15 protein-coding genes are annotated in these 18986 nt (G+C 61.5%); 10 read left to right on the top strand and 5 right to left on the bottom strand.

The features are described from left to right. Window positions 1–169: 169 nt before the first annotated feature. Window positions 170–487 (top strand): hypothetical protein, encoded by a 318-nt coding sequence (locus tag ABD937_RS12530; protein WP_345256082.1) that lies wholly within the window; start codon window positions 170–172, stop codon window positions 485–487. Window positions 488–665: 178 nt separating this feature from the next. Here ABD937_RS12530 and ABD937_RS12525 read toward each other — a convergent pair whose 3' ends face one another. From ABD937_RS12525 to ABD937_RS12510, 4 genes are all read right to left on the bottom strand, one after another. Further along, window positions 666–947, bottom strand: a complete 282-nt coding sequence (locus tag ABD937_RS12525) for an RNA recognition motif domain-containing protein (RefSeq protein WP_345256081.1) — start codon at window positions 945–947, stop codon at window positions 666–668. A gap of 263 nt (window positions 948–1210) precedes the next feature. Next, window positions 1211–1471, bottom strand: a complete 261-nt coding sequence (locus ABD937_RS12520; protein WP_345256080.1) for a response regulator — start codon at window positions 1469–1471, stop codon at window positions 1211–1213. 17 nt (window positions 1472–1488) lie between these two features. Then, window positions 1489–1653 carry a response regulator gene (locus tag ABD937_RS12515; protein WP_345256079.1) on the bottom strand — a complete coding sequence of 55 codons (165 nt, stop codon included), beginning with the start codon at window positions 1651–1653 and terminating at the stop codon, window positions 1489–1491. A 496-nt stretch (window positions 1654–2149) separates the two neighbouring features. Next, window positions 2150–4003 (bottom strand): alpha-amylase family glycosyl hydrolase, encoded by a 1854-nt coding sequence (locus tag ABD937_RS12510; RefSeq protein ID WP_345256077.1) that lies wholly within the window; start codon window positions 4001–4003, stop codon window positions 2150–2152. Between the two features lie 54 nt (window positions 4004–4057). On the opposite strand from ABD937_RS12510, the gene ABD937_RS12505 reads away from it, so the two are divergent. After that, window positions 4058–5203 (top strand): sensor histidine kinase, encoded by a 1146-nt coding sequence (locus tag ABD937_RS12505; RefSeq protein ID WP_345256076.1) that lies wholly within the window; start codon window positions 4058–4060, stop codon window positions 5201–5203. Beyond that, on the top strand, window positions 5193–5909 hold the full coding sequence (locus ABD937_RS12500; RefSeq protein WP_345256075.1) for a LytR/AlgR family response regulator transcription factor: 717 nt from the start codon (window positions 5193–5195) through the stop codon (window positions 5907–5909). The genes ABD937_RS12505 and ABD937_RS12500 overlap by 11 nt, the downstream gene beginning before the upstream one ends. Window positions 5910–6120: 211 nt before the next feature. Here the strand turns inward: ABD937_RS12500 and ric are convergent, their stop codons facing one another. Then, complete coding sequence (gene ric / locus ABD937_RS12495; protein WP_345256074.1) at window positions 6121–7098, bottom strand: iron-sulfur cluster repair di-iron protein; 978 nt, start codon at window positions 7096–7098, stop codon at window positions 6121–6123. Between the two features lie 260 nt (window positions 7099–7358). On the opposite strand from ric, the gene ABD937_RS12490 reads away from it, so the two are divergent. From ABD937_RS12490 to ABD937_RS12460, 7 genes are all read left to right on the top strand, one after another. Continuing rightward, window positions 7359–7952: an RNA polymerase sigma factor gene (locus tag ABD937_RS12490; RefSeq protein ID WP_345256073.1), complete on the top strand. Its 594-nt coding sequence runs from the start codon at window positions 7359–7361 to the stop codon at window positions 7950–7952. Window positions 7953–8090: 138 nt separating this feature from the next. After that, window positions 8091–9290 carry a FecR family protein gene (locus ABD937_RS12485; protein ID WP_345256072.1) on the top strand — a complete coding sequence of 400 codons (1200 nt, stop codon included), beginning with the start codon at window positions 8091–8093 and terminating at the stop codon, window positions 9288–9290. A 183-nt stretch (window positions 9291–9473) separates the two neighbouring features. Next, entirely contained in the window at window positions 9474–12782 is a 3309-nt protein-coding gene (locus ABD937_RS12480) for a TonB-dependent receptor (RefSeq protein WP_345256071.1), read from the top strand. A gap of 11 nt (window positions 12783–12793) precedes the next feature. After that, on the top strand, window positions 12794–14272 hold the full coding sequence (locus ABD937_RS12475; RefSeq protein WP_345256069.1) for a RagB/SusD family nutrient uptake outer membrane protein: 1479 nt from the start codon (window positions 12794–12796) through the stop codon (window positions 14270–14272). Window positions 14273–14432: 160 nt separating this feature from the next. Then, the gene (locus tag ABD937_RS12470) at window positions 14433–15380 is read left to right on the top strand and encodes a hypothetical protein (RefSeq protein WP_345256068.1); all 948 of its coding nucleotides are present in this window, start codon (window positions 14433–14435) and stop codon (window positions 15378–15380) included. A gap of 11 nt (window positions 15381–15391) precedes the next feature. Next, the gene (locus ABD937_RS12465; protein ID WP_345256067.1) at window positions 15392–17101 is read left to right on the top strand and encodes a glucoamylase family protein; all 1710 of its coding nucleotides are present in this window, start codon (window positions 15392–15394) and stop codon (window positions 17099–17101) included. A 171-nt stretch (window positions 17102–17272) separates the two neighbouring features. After that, window positions 17273–18958: a GH35 family beta-galactosidase gene (locus ABD937_RS12460; protein ID WP_345256065.1), complete on the top strand. Its 1686-nt coding sequence runs from the start codon at window positions 17273–17275 to the stop codon at window positions 18956–18958. The last annotated feature ends 28 nt before the right edge of the window (window positions 18959–18986 follow it).

Below are 18986 nucleotides of genomic sequence, written 5' to 3'. Positions count from 1 at the left end.
GGTAAGCACCGGCGCCCGGCCGGCGGGCCGCCTTGTGGGGTCCAGCCGCGAATTAGCCTGAATGTGGATGAATAAGCCTAGCTTGCAGTGCCTTCGCGCAGTACCTGCGCTTCACGCCCGGCAGGCCCCGCCCACCCCGGCGTGTACCCTTTCACTAATCGCGCTTTCTATGCCCCGCTACCCGAAATTCCTGGTCGGATCTGCCGACCCGTTGACCCCTGCTCAAATTACGGTGCCCGTGACCCACTACCGGCCGCTTGAAGAGGCCACCGATGAACCTGTGTCCTTTACCGTGTTCCATGAAGGCGCTCATTTCCGTGCCGTGCCTTCGCTCACGAAGGAGGAGCGGGTGCTCACGGGACTGCCCGGAGAGCTCGTCTTTTGCTTCCAGGACCAGTGCATCACCCGTGCCAACGATCCTGGCGACGATGCGCTGAAAGTGATCAAGCAGATCCTTCTGGAGCTCGAGGCCCGGGAGCTGTTGTAATGCCACTTCAACTCCATCAGGGCAGCACGGAGGAACAAGCCGCGAACGGGTACCGGTGTGTGCCGGCCGCCGGGGAATTAGCCCTGTCTCACCAGTTGCAGGATATGTGCTGCCTGCTGCGCTGCGGCGGGAAACAAAAAAGCCGCTCCAGGGAGCGGCTTTATACGTTCGTCGGATCTTAGTAATGGTTGCCGATCGGGATGCCCGCCGGGCGCGCCGGTTTGGCATTCGCTTCCTTTACGTTGATGGTGCGTCCGCCCACTTCGGTAGCGTCGATGGTGCTCATGGCCGTCCGCGCCGCTGTATCATCGGTCATTTCCACGAAGCCGAAGCCGCGGGAGCGTCCTGTGAATTTGTCGCTGATGACGTTGCTGGAAGTGACTTCGCCAAAGGGCGTAAAGAGGTCCTGGAGTTCCTGATTTCCCATATTGAAATCAAGGTTGGATACGTAGATGTTCATACGTGTGTAATTGAAAGGATCAGATAAATATCTGAGGATGCAAGGAGTAGAGGGGAACTGAATGCGGAAGCAGGATGAGTGCGAAGGCAAGGGAAGCCGGTACTGAATGCGAGGCTCAAATGATAACGGATGTAAGGTAGGCTTATTCGGTGACACCGTTCTTTTTATTTGCGCCGGTACCTTTCTTCGTCAGCTATGGGGCGGGCAACCACATCGGCGCGAAGGTGCTTCTTCCGTATTAATACGGACGCGGGCGCCCTGCCCTAATGATGATTCCCGGCAACGTCACTTTTGGTAGGAGAGGAGCAGAGCGTCCAGTATTCCAGGATCACCCGGATCGTGTTTTCGAGGGCCGAAACGGAATTGGGCTTGACGAGAAAGCCCTGTACCGATTTGCTGTAGGCGTCGATAATGACGCTCTGCTCGCTGGCGGTAGTAAAGAACAGGTAGGGAACGCATTTCACCTGGAGCTTCGCATCCATCTTCACCTTGTCGCGCATGGCAAAGCCGTCGAGCACTCGCATATTGATATCGGAAAGGATCAGTAGGGAAGAATTTCCACCTTGTTCAGGTAGCCCAGGGCGGCCTCTCCATCGGCAAAGAACAGGATCTCGTTGGGGTAGTCAAGCTCCCGGAAGACTTCCGTGAGCAGTTCCTGGTCATCCACGTCGTCTTCGATCACGATCACCGCTCCGGTGTTCTTCATAGAATTCTAGTTGAGCATTTGAGGCTGCCTGACAGAACAGGCAAGAACGTCCGGTACCGCGCCGCGTGGGCTTCCGGAAGCGCGCTTCCGCCCGCGATCGCCGTGATTGTTTACCTTATCTCCCGGAGCGCTTGGCGCGTTGCGCGCCCTGGCTGCGTGGATCGATCCGGTGTGCGTATGCAGTCCTGGCTTGTTGACGCGGATCATCCTGCGGATACTGTCATGGTCCGTAATAGCGGACTTCGCGCAATAACCGGTCCGCATCTGCCTGTGTGCCTTAATCGCGGTTATCGCGTACCCTTCGCCAGCGCCGGGACAAAAAGGGCGTTACAGGATACCCGCCCGGCAGTTCCCGCAATGAGCGGCCTGTTCCTTCAGGAACTTGGATCGGTTTGGAAGGCGTCGTTAGGCAGCAGGCAACACCCGACAGGAGCGGCTTTCTGCTCACGCCTCACGCTTCACGAATTTTCAGGGTCTCCTGTTTCAGCGGCAGCTTCTACTTCAACTCGAGCACCAGCATCCCCATCGGGGGCACGGTAAGGGTACCGCTCGTGGCATAGGTGCTCCCCGACAGTACGTCGCGCGCCTGCGTGAAGCCCGCGGTCCGCTCCGGAAAGCGGGAGAACGGCACGGCTGCCGCAGTAGCGCCGGCATTCAGGATGCACATCACGGTCTGGCGTTGGTCGTAGCGGAAATACGCGTACACATTACCCACCGGCACATACTGCATCAGCCTGCCGGTTTGCAGCGCCGACGAGGTTTTGCGGTAGGTGCCGAGCTTGCGCACGTGGTCCAGCACCTCTTTTTCCTTCTGGCCAAGCCCAGCACCGGTAAACGCATTCACCGCATCGCCGGGCCAGCCCCCGGGCATATCGGCGCGCACGAGCCCGTCGGGGTGGGCAACGCCCCTCATCCCGATCTCCGAGCCGTAGTAGGCCTGCGGGATGCCGCGGCACGTGAGCAGCCAGGTATAGCCGATCTTGAGCTTTTCCCAGTCTTCGCCCACCACCGAAAGAAAGCGCGGCTCATCGTGGTTGTCGAGCAGCAGCACGTTCCGGGTGGCATCCTGGTTGAGGAAGTCGTTGGCCAGCGTGTTGTACAGGCTGTTGACGCCCTCCATCCAGCCGGTAGCCTGGGTAAGCGCGGGCCTGATGCCGAAGTACAGCAGCTGGAAGTCGACCGAGCCGGGGAGGTTGCTTTTGTACTTCGTCGTAAACACGTTCCGGTTGAAATAGGCCTGGTTGGCCGACCCGAACACGCGGGTCTCTCCGAACAGGTGGATCCGCGGGTATTCGGCCAGGATGGCGGCGTTGCAGCGGTTGGAGAAGTCGAGGTCGCTGTAGGTATACGTATCGATGCGCACGGCATCGACGCCGAACTCCTCGATCTGCCAGATCATGCTTTGAATGAGGTAGGCCGCCATATGCGGGTTATGGTGGTTGATGTCGGGCATACCGTCGTCGAACCAGCCGTCGCTCATGCGCTTCGTATCGGAGGGAGCCGCATAGGGGTCGAAGAGGGTCTGCTCGCGGTAGGTGGTCTGCGTATAGCGGGGCCAGCGGTGCATCCAGGTGCTGTCGGGCGGGTCGAGCTCGAGGTGGTGCTGGAGGCCGGTGTGGTTGTAGACCGCGTCCATCACGAGCTTCATGCCGCGGGCGTGCAGTGCGTCCGACAGCTCGCGATACGCCGCGTCGCCGCCGAGGCGCGGGTCTACGCGGAAGTGGTTGGTGATGGCGTAGCCATGCTCGGTGCGCGCGGGCCGGTCGTTCTCGAGCACCGGCAGCAGCCAGAGTGCCGTTACGCCGAGGCTTTCGAGGTAGCCGAGGTTTTTGCTGATGCCCTGCAGGTCGCCGCCATGACGGTGGTACATCGAGTCGCGGTTCAGCGTCTGCTCACGCAGTCCCGGCACGCGGTCGTTGGAAGGGTCGCCGTTGGCGAAGCGGTCGGCGATGGCCAGGTATACGAAGTCGGACGGCGTGATCCCCTGCGCAAAGCGGGTGCCGCGCCCCGGACGCCGCTCCTTAAGCATCCACTGCAGCTGTACCGGCGTTTTGCCGGCGCCGCGGAGCGTGATCGGCACGTGCCCGGGGCGGGCGCCCGGGGCGATGGCCAGGTCGAGCGCCAAGTAGCGGGGATTGCTGAAGCGATGGATCTTCAGCACGCGCACGCCGGGATGGGCAACCGAGGGCTGCAGCCCCGAGAGGTCACGGCCCTTGTCGTGCACCAGCAGCTGTACCCGGTTCATCGTCATCCCGCTCCACCAGTGGGCAGGGTAGAGGTCGGGGGCTTGCGCGGAGAGGAGGCCTGTGCGGAGGCAAAGCAGGAGGAGCAGGAGTATCGGTCGGTTCATGTAGCAGCGTTTTACGCCAAATTAGCGGGCTGGAAAACGCGCCGCGGCGTACCGGTGCAGACAACGGGATTTGCCGTGCAGACAACAGCGGCGCGCCGCTGCCTGCGGGGCGGCGAGTGCGGCGAAGCCACTATCTTTCCGGTCCTGATGCAGCATTCGACGCCTCCCCCCGTTTCCCTGCCCCGAAAGCGCACCCTTTACGTGTTGTACTGGTCGGCGTACGTGCTGTTGTTCGCACTCGCGCAGGGGCTGCCGGCGCGGGATTTTACCACGGCCCTCGGCAACGAGCTGCTCAGCCTGCCCCCGAAGCTGGGGTTCTCGCTGCTGGTTGTAGAAATACTGATGCCGCGCGCCTGGGGCAACTGGCGGGTCTTCGTTCCGCTTTACCTGGTGCTGCTGCTCGCGGCTGCGTTGCTGCAGCGGCTGATCGACAACTTCGTCATCCTGCCCTACTTCCTCACGCATTGGCGCCCGGAGTCGCTGTGGAGCGTACCGCCTTTCCTGTACCATGTCGTCAAGCTCCAGTTCGTGGTGACCCTACCTGCCTGCGTGCGCCTGTTGCAGTACGTGGCCCGCGAGCGTAATGGCGCAGCGGCGGCCCGCGCCGAGAAGCTGCAGGCGGAGCTGGCGGTGCTGCGTCACCAGTTTCACCCGCACTTCCTGTTCAACGTGCTCAACAGCCTCTATGCCAAGGTGCTCGAGCGGTCGGAGGAGGCGCCGGGCATGGTGCTGCAACTCTCCGGGATGATGCGCTACCACGTGTATGAGGCGGGCGAAGGACCCGTGCCGCTGGCACGCGAGGTACACTACCTGCAAAGCTACATCGCGCTGCAGCAGCAGCGCTTCGGCAACCGGCTGGCGCTCAGCGCCGACCTGCACGGGCCGTTCGAGGGCCTGCTGATCGAGCCGCTGTTGCTGCTGCCCTTTGTGGAGAACGGCTTCAAGCACGCGCTCCGCGGGGAGCCGGACGGAGGCGCCTGGATCACCCTTTACCTCAGCGTGGACGCGGGCTGGATGACGCTCCGGATGGAGAATAGCCGCGCCACGCCGGAAGAGGCGGCAACAGCCGAAGGCGGCTTCGGCCTGCCGAACGTGCAGCGACGGCTCGAGCTGCTCTACCCGGGACGCCATTTGCTCGAGCTCGTACCCGAGCCGGACCGCTTTTTCGTACTGCTCAAAATCCGGCTGCATGCTGCATGAGCGCGTACGCTGCCTCATCGTGGAGGACGAAGACGACGCGGTGCGGGTGCTCCGCCACTACCTGGCGCAGGTACCGCGCTTCGAGCTCCTGGGCGTTTGCCGCGATACGCAGAGCGCGGAGCAGTGGTTGCGTGAAGCATCCGTAGATCTGCTGTTTCTCGATATCAACCTTCCGGGCAAGAGCGGCATCGAATGGCTGCGCGGGCTCGATGCCCGCACCCGCGTCATCTTCACCACGGCCGATGCGGCCTTCGGTGCCGAAGGCTACGAGCTCGACGCCGTCGACTACCTGCTGAAGCCTTTCTCATACGAGCGCTTCGCGCGTAGCCTCGACCGCTACCTGCGGCTGTACGGCGCGCCGGCGGCGGAGTCGCCGGCGGCGAACCCCCCGGAAGAGCGGCCCTTCCTGATGGTGCGCGCCGGGCGTCTCCTGCAGAAGATCTACCTGGATGAAGTCTGGTACATCGAGGCAAAGCGCAACCACCTGCTCGTTTACGGCGACGCCGGTGAGCTGAAGGTATATCAGTCGATGAGCAGCCTGGAGGACCGTCTGCCGCAACGCTTCTTCCTGCGCATCCACCGGTCGTTCATCGTGGCCACAGGCCGCGTGCGCGCCTTTTCCGCAACGGCCGTGCAGGTCGGCGCCGTACGGCTGCCCGTAGGACGGTCGTACGGGCCGTCGGTACAGGCGGCGCTGGCGCGCTGAGTGCAAGGGTGAGGCGTCAGCAGAGCATTGCGCCGGTCAGGTACTTATACGCGCGCTTCACGCCGCACGATGCGCCCGGGAAAACTCAATTCAGAGAAGAATTACGGGTCGGTACACCGTATTATTACGGAGGTCGGCATGGCCTTTTGTTGTCCGGGTACATGGTGCGCGATAACGGAAGCGGGTATCGGCGATTCCGGAAGCCCGCTTATCAGCCGGCGAGCGAGCGCTCCAGCTCCAGCGCCTTCGGGAAAAGCAGGTTGTTCTCCAGGTGCATATGCCGGTGCAGGTCGGCTTCGAGGCCTTCGAGCATCGCATACAGCAGCGTAAGGCTGTTGCAGGCGCCTTCGGGCGCTGTGTAGCCATCGGTGAGCGCCCGGATGCCTTTCAGCAGCTCGCCGGCGGCCTCGTGGTCGGCCTCCATCAGCTGCACCGGCTCGCGCAGGGAGAATTGCCGGCGTAGCGGACCTGTGTCGCCCGTTTCTTTTGCCAGCGCCAGCGCGCGGATGAAGGGAAACAATACCTTTTCTTCTTTGGCGAAATGGGCACCCAGCTCTCCGGCGAGCACGGTATAGGCCTCTTCGAGGCGCAGCAGCTGAGGGAGTGCCTCTCCGTGACGGACAGCTACCTTGTTCAGAAGATCGGCGATCACGGGCCCTTCGGCGTAGTAGTAGCGGTGGTGCCTGTTGTAAATGTAATCGGCCAGGAAGGCGGGATCCCATTGATCGTAGTTCTCGGCCGGGGCAATGCTGCGGGTGGCCGCATCGAGCTCCGCTTCAACGGTGGCCAGGTCAAGCCCTTTCTCTGCACAGGTTTGCCGGAGCGATTGCTTCCCGCCGCAGCAGAAGTCGATGCCGTACCTGCGGAACACATCGGCCTTGCGCCCGTCTTTGGCGGCGATCTCGCCGATCGTTTCGCTTGCGGCGGTATCCAGCTTCCTGATGGCTACAAGCCACCATTCGGGGCCCTTCTCGAGGTAGGTCCAGGTGAATACGTTTCCGCGCTCGGCGATGAGCTGGTAGTAAAGCGGCTTCGGGTCGTGGTCGTTGCGGATGCGAAAGGAAGTGCCGGGCGCGAGCTCGTCGAAATGCCGGAAGATCGTGGGGTGCTTGAGGCGGGGCTCGATCGTTGCCACCTCCAGGGTGAACAGGTCGGAGGCTGATTCCGTTGATACGTTAGTTGTTTGCATGGTGATTGATTTCGCGGTAAAAGTATCCGGGTGCACCGGCCGGCGCTCCTGACCCTGGTCAGCCCGCGACCTGATCCGGGCACGCCCGGTGCTCCCACCCGGCCGGCACGGGTATCCGTACTCTGCGCTCCCGGGTGCTACGGTGAAGGCCGTGATGGCTTTCGGTGCCTCCGACCACGATGCGCCTGCACGCCGCGCGCCACCCGAACAAAATCAACCGGATAGCGCAGATTCAGTAGTTTAGTAACCCAAAATGAACCGTGTTGCGAAACAGCGACCATAGCAGTGAGCCCGATTTGTTGCAGCTTGTAGCCGGTGGTGACGAGGCCGCCTTTGCGACGCTGTTTCACAACTACCGGAATAAGATCTACTCCATTGCCTACGAGCTTTCGGAGTCGCATGGGGTAGCTGAGGAAATCGTTCAGGACGTTTTTTTGAAGATGTGGCAGCGCCGCGAAACGCTGGGCGAAGTACAGCATTTCAAGGCGTTCCTGTTTACCGTTACCCGGAACTATGTTTTTTCCGCGCTCAAAAGCATGGCGCAACGCAAAGGCCTGGAGCAGCAGGCCGTAGCCGGCATGCCTACGTATTATTCGGATGCCGATAACAAGCTGGTACAAAAAGAGTATGCGCAGATCCTGAAAAAGGCGGTGGACTCACTGCCCCCGAAGCAAAAGCAGGTGTACCTGCTCGTGAAGGAAAAGGGCTATACGCGCAACGAAGCAGCCGCCGAACTGCAATTGTCGCCGGAAACGGTCAAGACCCACCTGGCGCAGGCGATGCGTGGGATCAGGGCGTCCTGCCTCGCCCAGATCGATACCTTGCTCCTGCTGCTGTTCCTGAAATACCTGTAAGCGGGAAACGTTGCTTCGTTCCCGGGTCCCTGAAGCGAAAAAAATATTTTTGGCCGCACTCACCCAAAAGCTTCCGGTGATCGTCTCTTTATCATCGTATCTGCCGCCGGCAGGTAGTTACTGCTTATTTCAGACCTTATGCAAGCAACGCTCGAGTATTTATTACAACGCTATGCGGACAAGACGGGCACCGAACAGGAGCGGGAAGCGCTGATGCAGTTGCTCCGGCAGGACGACTCCGACGAGGAGGCCGCGCGTTTGATCGGGCAGATGATCGCCGAACGGACGCCGCGCCATGAAATGCCGGCCGATGCCGCGGACGCGGTGCTGGCAGCGATCCTGCAGGCAGGAAGAGCGCCCGTGATCCCGATCGGCCGTCGTGCCGGCGCCAGCCGGCGCCTGTGGGTCCGCAGGTCGGTAGCCGCCGCGGTCATCTTACTGCTGGCTTCCGGCGCGTGGATGTGGCTGGCCCGCAACCCGCGGCCGGCAACGGCTACGGGTGAAGGACCGGAAGCAATGGTCGCCGACCAAAGGCCGGGAGGCAGCAAGGCGCGGCTGACGCTCGACGATGGGCGCACTATCGTACTCGACAGCCTGGCCAATGGGGTCGTCGCAAAGCAAGCCGGTGCTACCATCCTGAAAACGGGCGCCGGGCAACTCGCTTATGATCCCGGCGACGACGGAACCGGCGACGTGGTCTACAATACGCTGAGCATTCCTTTCGGCGGCCAGTACCAACTGGTGTTGCCCGACGGAACGAAGACCTGGTTGAACTCGGGAAGCTCGATCCGCTATCCAACGGCATTCCGCGGCGCGGTCCGGAAGATCGAGCTGACGGGTGAAGCCTACTTCGAGGTGGTGAAGAATGCATCGAAGCCCTTTATCGTTGACGTGGCCCGGAAAGCGGAAGTGGAAGTGCTCGGCACCCACTTCAACATCAATGCGTATGCCGACGAGCCGGCGATCGCCACCACCCTGCTCGAAGGGAGCGTGCGGGTAACGGGCTCCGCAGCGCGCGACAGCAGGCGCCTCGAGCCCGGGCAGCAGGCACGGATCGACCTGCAGGGGCGGCTTTCCGTGAACAGGCAGGCAGATCTCAACCAGGTGATGGCCTGGAAGAACGGAATCTTCAATTTCGAGAATGCCGACCTGCCTGCCGTTCTGCGGCAGCTGGCCCGCTGGTACGACATCGAGATCGTGTACGAAGCCGGTGTGCCCCGCCGCGAGTTCGGAGGAAAAATACAGAGGGACCTCAATCTGTCGCAGATCTTACGGATCCTTGAAAAGAACAACGTGCATTACCGCACCGAAGGCAGAAGGTTGATCATCATGAAATAAAGACCGGGCAACGGCGGGGCCGCCATCCGCCTGCAGCAGGAGGGTCCTGCGCTGTACCCGGTACCTGCCCGCATCGCAGTAAGAACAGCATTCATTGCGCCACGAGCCCGGGTGCCACCGTTGCAGCAACCTGCAAAGAACCGGTTCGGGGGCCATTCCCATACCTATCAATTAACGCTTGCTATGAGATGTAAATTGCTTGTTATCCTGATTGCATTGGTGCACCTATCCGTGTCAGGAAATGCTCAGAAAGTCAGTTTTGCCGGTACCTCGGTTCCCCTGAAGCAGGTCTTTCCCGTGATCGAGCAGCAGACCGGCTACGTGTTCTTTTACGATGCCGCCCTGCTGCGCGAAGCGAATCCGGTGACGGTACGCCTGACGGATGCCCCGCTGGAAGACGCGCTCAAGGCCATTTTCCGGGACCAGCCGTTGAACTGGCTGATCGAGAACCGCACGATCACCGTTCATCGCAAGGCGGACGCCCAGGTGGGCACGGGTAACCGCAACGCGGCCGCATCGGCAGCGGAAGCGCGCCGGCCGGTACGCGGCAAGGTGACCGACGAAGGCGGCCAGCCGCTCGAAGGCGTTTCCGTAGTGCTCAAGGGAACCCGTAGAGGCGTCGCTACGAATGCAGCGGGCGAGTTCCTCATCGAGCTCCCGGAGCAGGGCGCCGGCACCCTTGTCTTTTCGTTCATCGGGCGGGAGACCCGGGAAGTCGGCACGGGCGATCAAACCTACCTGCAGGTGGTGCTCCAGAGCGTCGCCGACAAGGGGCAGGAGGTGGTCGTGATCGGCTACGGATCCCAGCGCAAGATCGACGTTACCGCGCCGGTGGCCGTGGTCCGCGGCGCCGAGATCGCGAAGCAACCTTCCATCAACCCGGCCAGCGGGCTGCAGGGAAAGGTCGCCGGGGTGCACATCATCAACGATGGTTCGCCCGGTGCTTCGCCCCAGATCCGCATCCGCGGTGTGGGCTCGGTCAATGGCGGCCTGGCTCCATTGTACGTGGTGGATGGGGTATGGACCTCCGACATCGGCTTTCTCAACTCGGCTGATATTGAAACGATCAGTGTGCTGAAGGATGCATCCGCCGCGGCAATCTATGGAAACCGGTCGGCGAACGGCGTCGTGATCATCACCACCATCAAGGGCAGAGCCGGTACCCCGATGATCAGCTATACCGGCTCTGCCGGCTGGCAGAAGATCACCAACAAAGTGCAGATGGCAAACGCGCAGCAGTACGCCACGATGGCCAACGAGGTGAGCATGCTCAACGGCGGCACTCCGGTTTATGGTCCCGCTGCGATGTACAACCCGGGTACCAGCAACCCGGAGGGCACGGATTGGTTTGGCCAGTTGTTCCGGCACGCGTTCATCACCAACCACCAGCTCTCGTTCCGCGGCGGCTCCGAAAACAGCACCTACAACTATTCGCTGTCGTATGTAGATCAGCAGGGCATCGTGGAAACGCAGAACTACAAGCGCTTTACCGCCCGCCTGCAGAACGAGTTCAGGGCCGCCTCCTTCCTGAAGGTCGGCTACAATATGTTCGGTACCATCAACCGCTCCCGCGATATCAACGGCGACATCTTCCGGCAGGCCTACGCCGCGCCCCCGGTAGTGCCGGTGCGTTATAAGGACGGCTTCTACGGCGATCCGCTGGACTATTCGCTCAATTCGATCGCCAACCCGCAGGTTACGCTCGACTTCCATAACCAGCGAACCCAGCAGTACCTCATCGTCGGCAACACGTACGCTGACATCAAGCTCCCGCTCAACCTGACCTTCCGGAGCATGTTCACGTTTGAATACAACAAAGGCGAGCAGCGCAATTATGTGCCGGTATACAATGCCACCACCAACCAGCGCAACGACATCTCCTCGCTGAACGTGACCCGTTCGGAGGTGAAGAACTGGCAGCTGGAGAACACGCTCTCCTTCGAGAAAACGATCAGCCGCAGGCATCACCTCCGCATCATGGCCGCCCAGTCGGCCCGGAGCGACCGTTCCTATTTTATTTCCGGCTCCGCGAAGAATGTACCGCATAACTACGACGGGCAGCTGTACCTGAGCCTGGGTGCCAACTCCTCTGCCTTCCCCAACGTAGCCACCGATGGCGGTGCGCTTGCCACCGGCGCTTCTTATTTCGGCCGCGTCAATTATGCCTTCGACGGCAAGTACTTGCTCAACCTCACCTACCGGGCCGACGGCTCCTCGAAGTATGCCGGTGAGCACCGCTGGGGCTTTTTCCCTTCCGTGGGCGCGGCCTGGGTGATCAGCCGGGAGCGGTTCCTGGAAGGCAGCCGCCTGATCAACTCGCTCAAGCTGCGCGGCAGCTGGGGGGTGAACGGCAACGTGAACGTTCCGGCCAACCTCACGACACTCACTGCATCCTCGCTCGGGTACGCGGTGTGGGCCGGGGCCGCCGCACCGTCAAGAAGCATCATCTCCGTGGTGCCGCCCAGCCTGTTCTGGGAGAAGGGCGTCAGTGCCGACATCGGCCTCGAGGCCTCCCTGTTCCGGTCGAGGCTGACGGTGGAAGCGGATGTCTACACCCGCGATACGAAGGACGCCATCTTCACGGTGCCGATCCTGGCGTCGAGCGGTCTTGGGGGTGGCATCAATGCCAACCAGGCCACGATCCGGAACCGCGGCGTTGAGCTGAGCCTCGGCTGGCGCGACCGGATCGGGAAGCATATCCAGTACTCCGTGTCCGGCAACTATGCCTATAATCAGAACGAGATCCTTTCGGTGAACTCGGGAGCCAACGCGCTGTTCGGCGGCTATTACAGCAATCCCTCGCAGATACCCCTTACCCGCACCGTGGTCGGACGCCCGATCGGCATGTTCTACGGGTACGAGGTGGAAGGGGTGTTTCAAACCATCGGCGAGGTGCAGCGCTCCCCGCAGAGCCGGTCGGCAATGGTGGGCGACCTCCGGTTCCGGGACCAGAACGGCGACGGCGCGATCGACGACCAGGACAAGGTGGAGATGGGCAACCCGAATCCGAAGCACCTGTTCGGGCTTAACCTCGGCTTCAGCTACAAGCACCTCGACCTGTCCGTTGACCTGCAGGGTGTAGCGGGTGTTGATGTGTACAATGCCAATATGGGCCGGCGCTTCGGGCTGGAGAACTTCACCGAGGAGTTCTATGCCAACCACTGGCGCGGCCCGGGCACCTCCAACACCCATCCTTCCGCCAACCTGCTGCACGGCATGAACACGCACCCCAACACGTTCTGGGTGGAGGACGGAAGCTATATCCGCGTCCGGAACATCAATGCCGGCTACAACTTCCGGTCGCTCAGCAACTGGAAGATCAGCAGCCTCCGGGTATTCGCGGCCATCCAGAACCCGTTCAACTTTTTCCGGTACAAAGGCTTCTCGCCGGAGGTAACGGCCGCCGGCAACAGCCCGGTGAACGCCGGGATCGATGCCGGTGTGTATCCGTTGTCGGCCTACTACAACTTCGGCGTTACCCTAACCCTTTAAATGATTGCTGTATGAGATTCAGAACTTATAAAAAGCATGCAGCGCTGCTGTCTGTCCTGTTCGTGCTCGCACTCGGTGCGTGTAAAAAAGATTTCCTGGAAGTAGAGCCGCAGGGGCAGACCACCGCCGAGCGCTTCTGGCAAACGAGCGCCGACGCCGATGCCGCGGTGAACGCGATCTATGGCAACCTCCGGAGCGCCGGCCAGGTGGGCATTGCGTCGGTGGCCCTGGAAAGCCTCGGCGCCGACGATGCCGATCCCGGGGCGCGGCAGAGCGACCTGCCCGAAATGTACCAGTTCGATAACTTCAGCGTCACATCCTCCAACCAGTTCGTCGGATCGTTCTGGGCGGGGCTGTACGGCGAGATCAACCTCTGTAACCAGGTGTTGGATCATGTAGACACCATGTCGGCCGTTGACGCCACCCTGAAAGCGCGGTACCTGGCCGAAGCGAAATTCGTCAGGGCCTGGTGCTATTTCCGCCTCGTGCGCTCGTTCGGTGGCGTACCCCTGCACCTGAAGGTGCCCAGGACACCTGCCGAGTTCAACCGCGAGCGGGCCACGGCGTCGGACGTGTGGCTGGCGATCGAGCGGGACCTCGACGAAGCCGAACCGGTGCTCCCCGCAACCTATGGCACGCCGGCCGACCGGGGCCGGGCCACGAAGGGAGCCGCGCAGGCGCTGCATGCGAAAGTGGCCCTGTACCAGCGCAAGTGGAGCGAGGTCAAGCTATTCGCCGGCCGGGTGATCGCCTCCGGCAACTACTCCCTTTTCGGAAACTACGGAACGTTGTTCACGATCCCGAACGAGCTGAATGCGGAATCCGTTTTCGAGATCCAGGCCGAGCTGGTGGTGGGTGCAGAGAACGGCGCCTCCTTTCCCTGGTCGCAGTACTCTGAGTGCCAGACCCCCGAGAACCAGAATGGCTGGGGCTGGAACGTACCGAGCCAGGACCTCGTGAGCGCCTTCACGCAGGCGGGCGACAACACCCGGATGAATGCGACGATCATTATGGTGCCGGAATCGGTAGGAGGGGACAACATCGTGCAAAACGGCAACAACAACAGCCGCTACAATCAAAAGAGCTATGTGCCCTCGAGCTACTACGTATCCGGTTATCCGCGGGGCTGTCAGAAGAACATCCTCGCCATCCGTTATGCCGACGTGCTCCTGATGCATGCGGAGGCGCTCAACGAGCTCGGGGAGGCCGCTGCGGCCGCATCCGCGTTGAACCAGGTCAGGGCGCGGGCCGGGCTCAACCCCACTACGGCCGCGGCACAGGAGCCCCTGCGCACGGCGATCTGGAACGAGCGAAGGCTGGAGCTCGCTATGGAGAACGACCGGTACTTCGACGTCATCCGGCAAGGTAGGGCGGCCACGGTGTTCGGTCCCAAAGGCTGGACCGCCAATAAAAACGAGCGCTGGCCGATACCCTATAACGAGGTCCTGCTGAGCGGCGGTAAGCTGGTTCAGAACCCGGGTTATAACTAAGCGTCGTCAGAAAGCCCGGACCGGTTCCAGTTGTGAAGCACGGGCAGGAGCCCGCTACGATCGGGCGCCTTTTTACCGGCCGGACGCTGCACCTGGAAAGGGAAACCGGTCAACGTCAAGCACCAGAAACACATTCACCATTCATTCAAATACATCCACTATGATGCACAATATGCTTACGCAATTTAAATCCGCCCGTTGGGTGCTGCTCGCCGCCATCCCGCTCGCGTCGTCCTGTCACAAGAAGTACGATGCGGGCGAATACGCTCCCCTGTATGTCCTGAACGGCTATTCTTCGGTCAGCGAGATCGCGCCGGATAATCTGATTGCCCATTGGGATTTCGAGAACGACCTGGTCGAGAACGTGTCCGGGACAGCCGCGGCCGGCACCAACACCGGCTTTGCCGACGGCTATGTGGGCAAGGCCCTGCAAGGATCCGCCAACGGGTTCGCCGTCGCGGACATTTCCAGCCAGATCGCCAAGGTGAACGGAAGCTTCTCGGTAAGTCTCTGGACCTACTACCCGCGTACCACCGGCACCGACGACAACTGGGTGAACATCGTCGCAATCACGAACCCTGCGCACTACCAGAGCTGGAATGCGCCCTTTTGCGGCAACTTCAACTTCCTGAAGTATCCCGGCTCCGACCGGACCAACGGCGCCCCTTCGCACTTCGGCTACCACGTCCGGAGTGTGTCCGGCACCGGCAACTGGTGGGATGGCCCCGAGCATTGGTTCAATAACCTCTGGACGGCTTCCGTGTACGACAATTGGGTGAACTGGACCTTTACCTACGATGCCGGCAACAAGCGATTCAATATTTATAAAGACGGCGCCCAGTGGAAGAGCGATGGCTGGCTGGACCCGGCCGGCGGCAATACCTACCCGCAGGTGCTGGGCAACTTCTCCAACCTCCAATTCAACGACCCGCCGACCAAGATCATCTTCGGCGGAAACACCGACACCGGCGTCACTTCGGACCTCACCTGGGGTAAGTCGAACAAGGGATACGACGGGAAGCTGGACGAAGTGCGCATCTACAATACGGCGCTGACACAGCCGCAGATACAGGCGATGATCGGGCTGCAAGGCAAGGGTAAGCTGTAATGGGATTGCACGTGCACAACAAACAAACGAGGCCGGCCCTCTTCGGTATGCTCCTGCTGGCAGCGGCGCTTGGCTCGGGGCTGGCTTGCGCCAAACGCGTAAAGGACCTGCAGCGCGCGCCGGCGGCCTCAGGCGGGCTAAGCATCGTACAGCAGCAGCTGAACGATCGCCCGGTCAGTACCGCCCCGGTGCAGCTGACCGCCAACGTGGCCGTACTTCGGCTCCGCTTTTCCGACAAGGTAGACCGGTCCACGGTGGGCGCTGCGCTGTCGTGGAAGGCGACGGCCACTTCGTCGGATGTGCCCGTCGGGGTGGGCTATGCCGATGGCGACTCCACGTTGATCCTTACGCCCGGTACGCCCCTGGCGTACCTGAGCGGCTATTCAGTGCGCCTGTCAAACAGGCTCCGGGCGGCCGGCTCCGGAATGCCCGCTTCGGCTTTCACCCTGAGCATCCGAACCGGCATCGACCCGGCAGACAAGTTCCCGGTGATCCCGGACGAAGCCTTACTTGATTCGGTTCAGAAGAGAACGTTCCGGTATTTCTGGGATTATGGTCATCCGCTGTCGGGGCTTGCCCGCGACAAGACGCAAACGACCGACCTGGACGATTGCTCGGTGGGTGGAACCGGGTTCGGAATTCTTTGCCTGCCGGTGGCCGTGCACCGGGGGTTGATAACGCGGGAAGCGGCCCTTGCGCGGCTCCGGAAGATCGTGGACTTCCTCACGGTGAAGGCGCAGCGCTATCACGGCGCATTCCCGCACCGGATCAACGGCACTACGGGTGCTACCATCGTATGGCATCCGAAAGACGATGGCGCCGACCTGGTGGAAACCTCCTTCCTGATGATGGGGCTGCTCACGGCCCGGCAGTTTTTCGATGGTGCCGGCGACGCGGAAGGCGCGCTGCGCAGCGGGATCAACACCCTGTTCCGGGAGGTAAACTGGCAACGCTTCCGCAAAGACGATGAGCAGGCCCTATACTGGTTGTGGAGCCCGAATCATGGATGGGACATCTCGTTCCGGGTACGTGGTTGGAACGAAACGCTCATCACCTACATCCTGGCGGCTGCGTCGCCCACCCATGGCATCGGGAAAGAGGCCTATGACCACGGTTTTGCCGATCGCGGCGCCCTGCGGAACGGGCAGCAATTTTACGGGATGACCCTGCCGCTGGGACCCGCGTTCGGAGGGCCGCTCTTCCTGTCGCAGTATTCGTTTCTCGCCCTGAACCCGATCGGGCTGAAAGACACTTATGCAGACTATGAAGTGCAGGCCAGGAATCATGCGCTCATCAACCGCGCCTATTGCATCGAGAACCCGAAAAGCTACCTGGGTTATTCCGACTCGGGCTGGGGCCTCACAGCCAGCTCCACCCACGCGGGGTATACGCCCTGCTCGCCCACCTCGGACGTGGGGGTGATCGCCCCGACGGCAGCCCTGGCCTCGTTCGGCGTTACGCCTCATGAATCGTTGGCCGCGCTCCGGTATTTCTACTACCGGCTGGGCGACCGCCTCTGGAAAGACTACGGCTTTGTCGATGCGTTCAACCTGAATACCGACCCGGTCTGGATCGCGCCGCAGGAGCTGGTGTATAACCAGTTGCCGGTCATGATCGCAATCGAGAACCACCGCTCTGGGCTCGTGTGGCGCCTGTTTACTTCCTGCCCGGAGGTGAAAGCCGCACTACGCCGCCTGGGCTTCACCGCTCCCTATCTGTGAGCATTTTTTAACCTGATCCCGAACCGGGTGGGCGCTCCGGCTTGCTCCTGCATGGTCGACGCAGCGCGCCGTGCAGGAGGGCAGCTCCCTGCGCGCTTTCCAACCCGGATCACCAGCTAAAGCAATAACTCTATGAGCAGTGTACGATCTGTACTTATGTTTCTCGGATGTATGTGTATGCTTCTTGAGGCAGGCGCACAAAAGGCCGCGCCCCGGGGATCAGGAGGGGGGCTTCCTTTCTTGCGCGCCCGGGCCACCCACACCGAGCTCGTGGTGGACGGCAAGCCCTTCCTGATGGTGGCCGGCGAGCTGCACAACTCCACCTCGTCGGCTCCGGCGTATTTCCGCGAGGCCATGCAGCATGCGAAAAGCATGAACGTCAATACCGTGATCGCGTCTGTGGCCTGGGAGCAGTTTGAGCCGCAGGAGGGGAGGTTCGATTACTCCTTCATCGATTTCATCCTCAAAAGCGCCCGGGAGCAACAACTAAAGATCGTGCTGATCTGGTTCGCCACCTGGAAGAACGGGGAATCATCGTACGCGCCGCTATGGGTCAAAGCGGATACGAAGCGCTTCTTCCGGATCCGGAACCGGTCGGGCGAAACCATGAGCGCCATCTCACCGTTCTGCACGGCAGCGATGGAGGCGGACGCCAAAGCCTTCGCCGCGCTGATGGCCTATATCAAGGCAAAGGACACGCACCACGACATCATCATGATGCAACCCGAAAATGAGGCCGGCGCCTTTTCCGAAATGGATTACAACGAGGTGGCCCTGAAGAAATACGGGGAGGCCGTTCCGCAGCAGCTGGTCGACTACCTCGTAGCCAACCGCGACGGGCTGGAGCCCGAGCTGAAAGCTGCCTGGAACCAAAACGGGGCCAGGCGGCAGGGGACCTGGGCGGAGCTCTTTGGCGGGCAGCACTACGACGCGCAGAACTTTTTCATGACCTGGCAATACGCCACATTCATGAACGAGGTATGCCGGAGGGGCAAGCAGGTACTGCCGCTTCCAATGTATGTGAATGCCTGGCTCGTGCAGTTTCCCGGCGAGCTGCCCGGCAAGTACCCGAACGGCGGACCCGTGTCGCGCGTGCTCGACATCTACCGGGCGGCGGCTCCGGCCATCGACTTCCTGGCCCCGGACATCTACCTGCCGAATTTCAGGGAGGTGTGCCGGATGTACTCCCGGCCGTCGAAAAAGAATCCCCTGTTCATTCCCGAGTGCGAGCGCACCAACCCGGGCAAGGCCTATTATGCGCTCGCGGAGCACGATGCGCTCGGCTTCGGCCCCTTTGGTATCGAGTCGCTGGCTTCCGACGATGCCTACGCCCTGAGCTTCCGCATACTGAGGGATGAATTGCTCCCGCAAATCCAGGCCCACCGCGGCACCGGGAAGATGCGGGCCATCCTCAAAGAAGGCAACGAGGACACTGCGAGCGTGACCATCGGCTCCAGCCGGCTTGCCATCGAATACCTCGACAAAGGGAAGAACGCCTATGGTATCATCATCCAGACCGGCAACGACGAGTTCCTGGTCGCCGGCATCAATTTCAGGGTCGCCTTTGGGTCCACGACCGGGAAGAAAGTGGTCATCGGGGAAGTGCAGGAAGGCGGTTTCGAGCAGGGGCGTTGGGTGGTGCACCGGTACCTGAACGGTGATGAAACGTACCACAATACATTCCTCTTTGCACGCGGCCGCAGCTATTCCGTACGTGCATCGGGAGGGAGCCGGGTGGCTACGCGCAAAATGGTACCGTTACCCGTGCTCCACCAGCACCTGGAAGCGGGCCTCGTGCAGCAGCAAACGGAAGGGCCGGGGATTTACCGGGTAAAGATCTATGAGCTGAGGCAGTAGCCTGTTGCCGGGGGGGAAAAAGTCGTAG

The organism is Flaviaestuariibacter amylovorans, assembly GCF_039541815.1.
GTDB lineage: Bacteria > Bacteroidota > Bacteroidia > Chitinophagales > Chitinophagaceae > Flavisolibacter > Flavisolibacter amylovorans.
This window is presented reverse-complemented; position numbering and strand designations above follow the sequence as displayed.

Excerpts from the sequence above, each read along its gene's own strand:
- ABD937_RS12530 (WP_345256082.1), top strand. The coding sequence starts at position 170 with ATGCCCCGCTACCCGAAATTCCTGGTCGGATCTGCCGACCCGTTGACC.
- ABD937_RS12525 (WP_345256081.1), bottom strand. The coding sequence starts at position 947 with ATGAACATCTACGTATCCAACCTTGATTTCAATATGGGAAATCAGGAA.
- ABD937_RS12520 (WP_345256080.1), bottom strand. The coding sequence starts at position 1,471 with ATGCGAGTGCTCGACGGCTTTGCCATGCGCGACAAGGTGAAGATGGAT.
- ABD937_RS12515 (WP_345256079.1), bottom strand. The coding sequence starts at position 1,653 with ATGAAGAACACCGGAGCGGTGATCGTGATCGAAGACGACGTGGATGAC.
- ABD937_RS12510 (WP_345256077.1), bottom strand. The coding sequence starts at position 4,003 with ATGAACCGACCGATACTCCTGCTCCTCCTGCTTTGCCTCCGCACAGGC.
- ABD937_RS12500 (WP_345256075.1), top strand. The coding sequence starts at position 5,193 with ATGCTGCATGAGCGCGTACGCTGCCTCATCGTGGAGGACGAAGACGAC.
- ric (WP_345256074.1), bottom strand. The coding sequence starts at position 7,098 with ATGCAAACAACTAACGTATCAACGGAATCAGCCTCCGACCTGTTCACC.
- ABD937_RS12485 (WP_345256072.1), top strand. The coding sequence starts at position 8,091 with ATGCAAGCAACGCTCGAGTATTTATTACAACGCTATGCGGACAAGACG.
- ABD937_RS12480 (WP_345256071.1), top strand. The coding sequence starts at position 9,474 with ATGAGATGTAAATTGCTTGTTATCCTGATTGCATTGGTGCACCTATCC.
- ABD937_RS12475 (WP_345256069.1), top strand. The coding sequence starts at position 12,794 with ATGAGATTCAGAACTTATAAAAAGCATGCAGCGCTGCTGTCTGTCCTG.
- ABD937_RS12470 (WP_345256068.1), top strand. The coding sequence starts at position 14,433 with ATGATGCACAATATGCTTACGCAATTTAAATCCGCCCGTTGGGTGCTG.
- ABD937_RS12460 (WP_345256065.1), top strand. The coding sequence starts at position 17,273 with ATGTGTATGCTTCTTGAGGCAGGCGCACAAAAGGCCGCGCCCCGGGGA.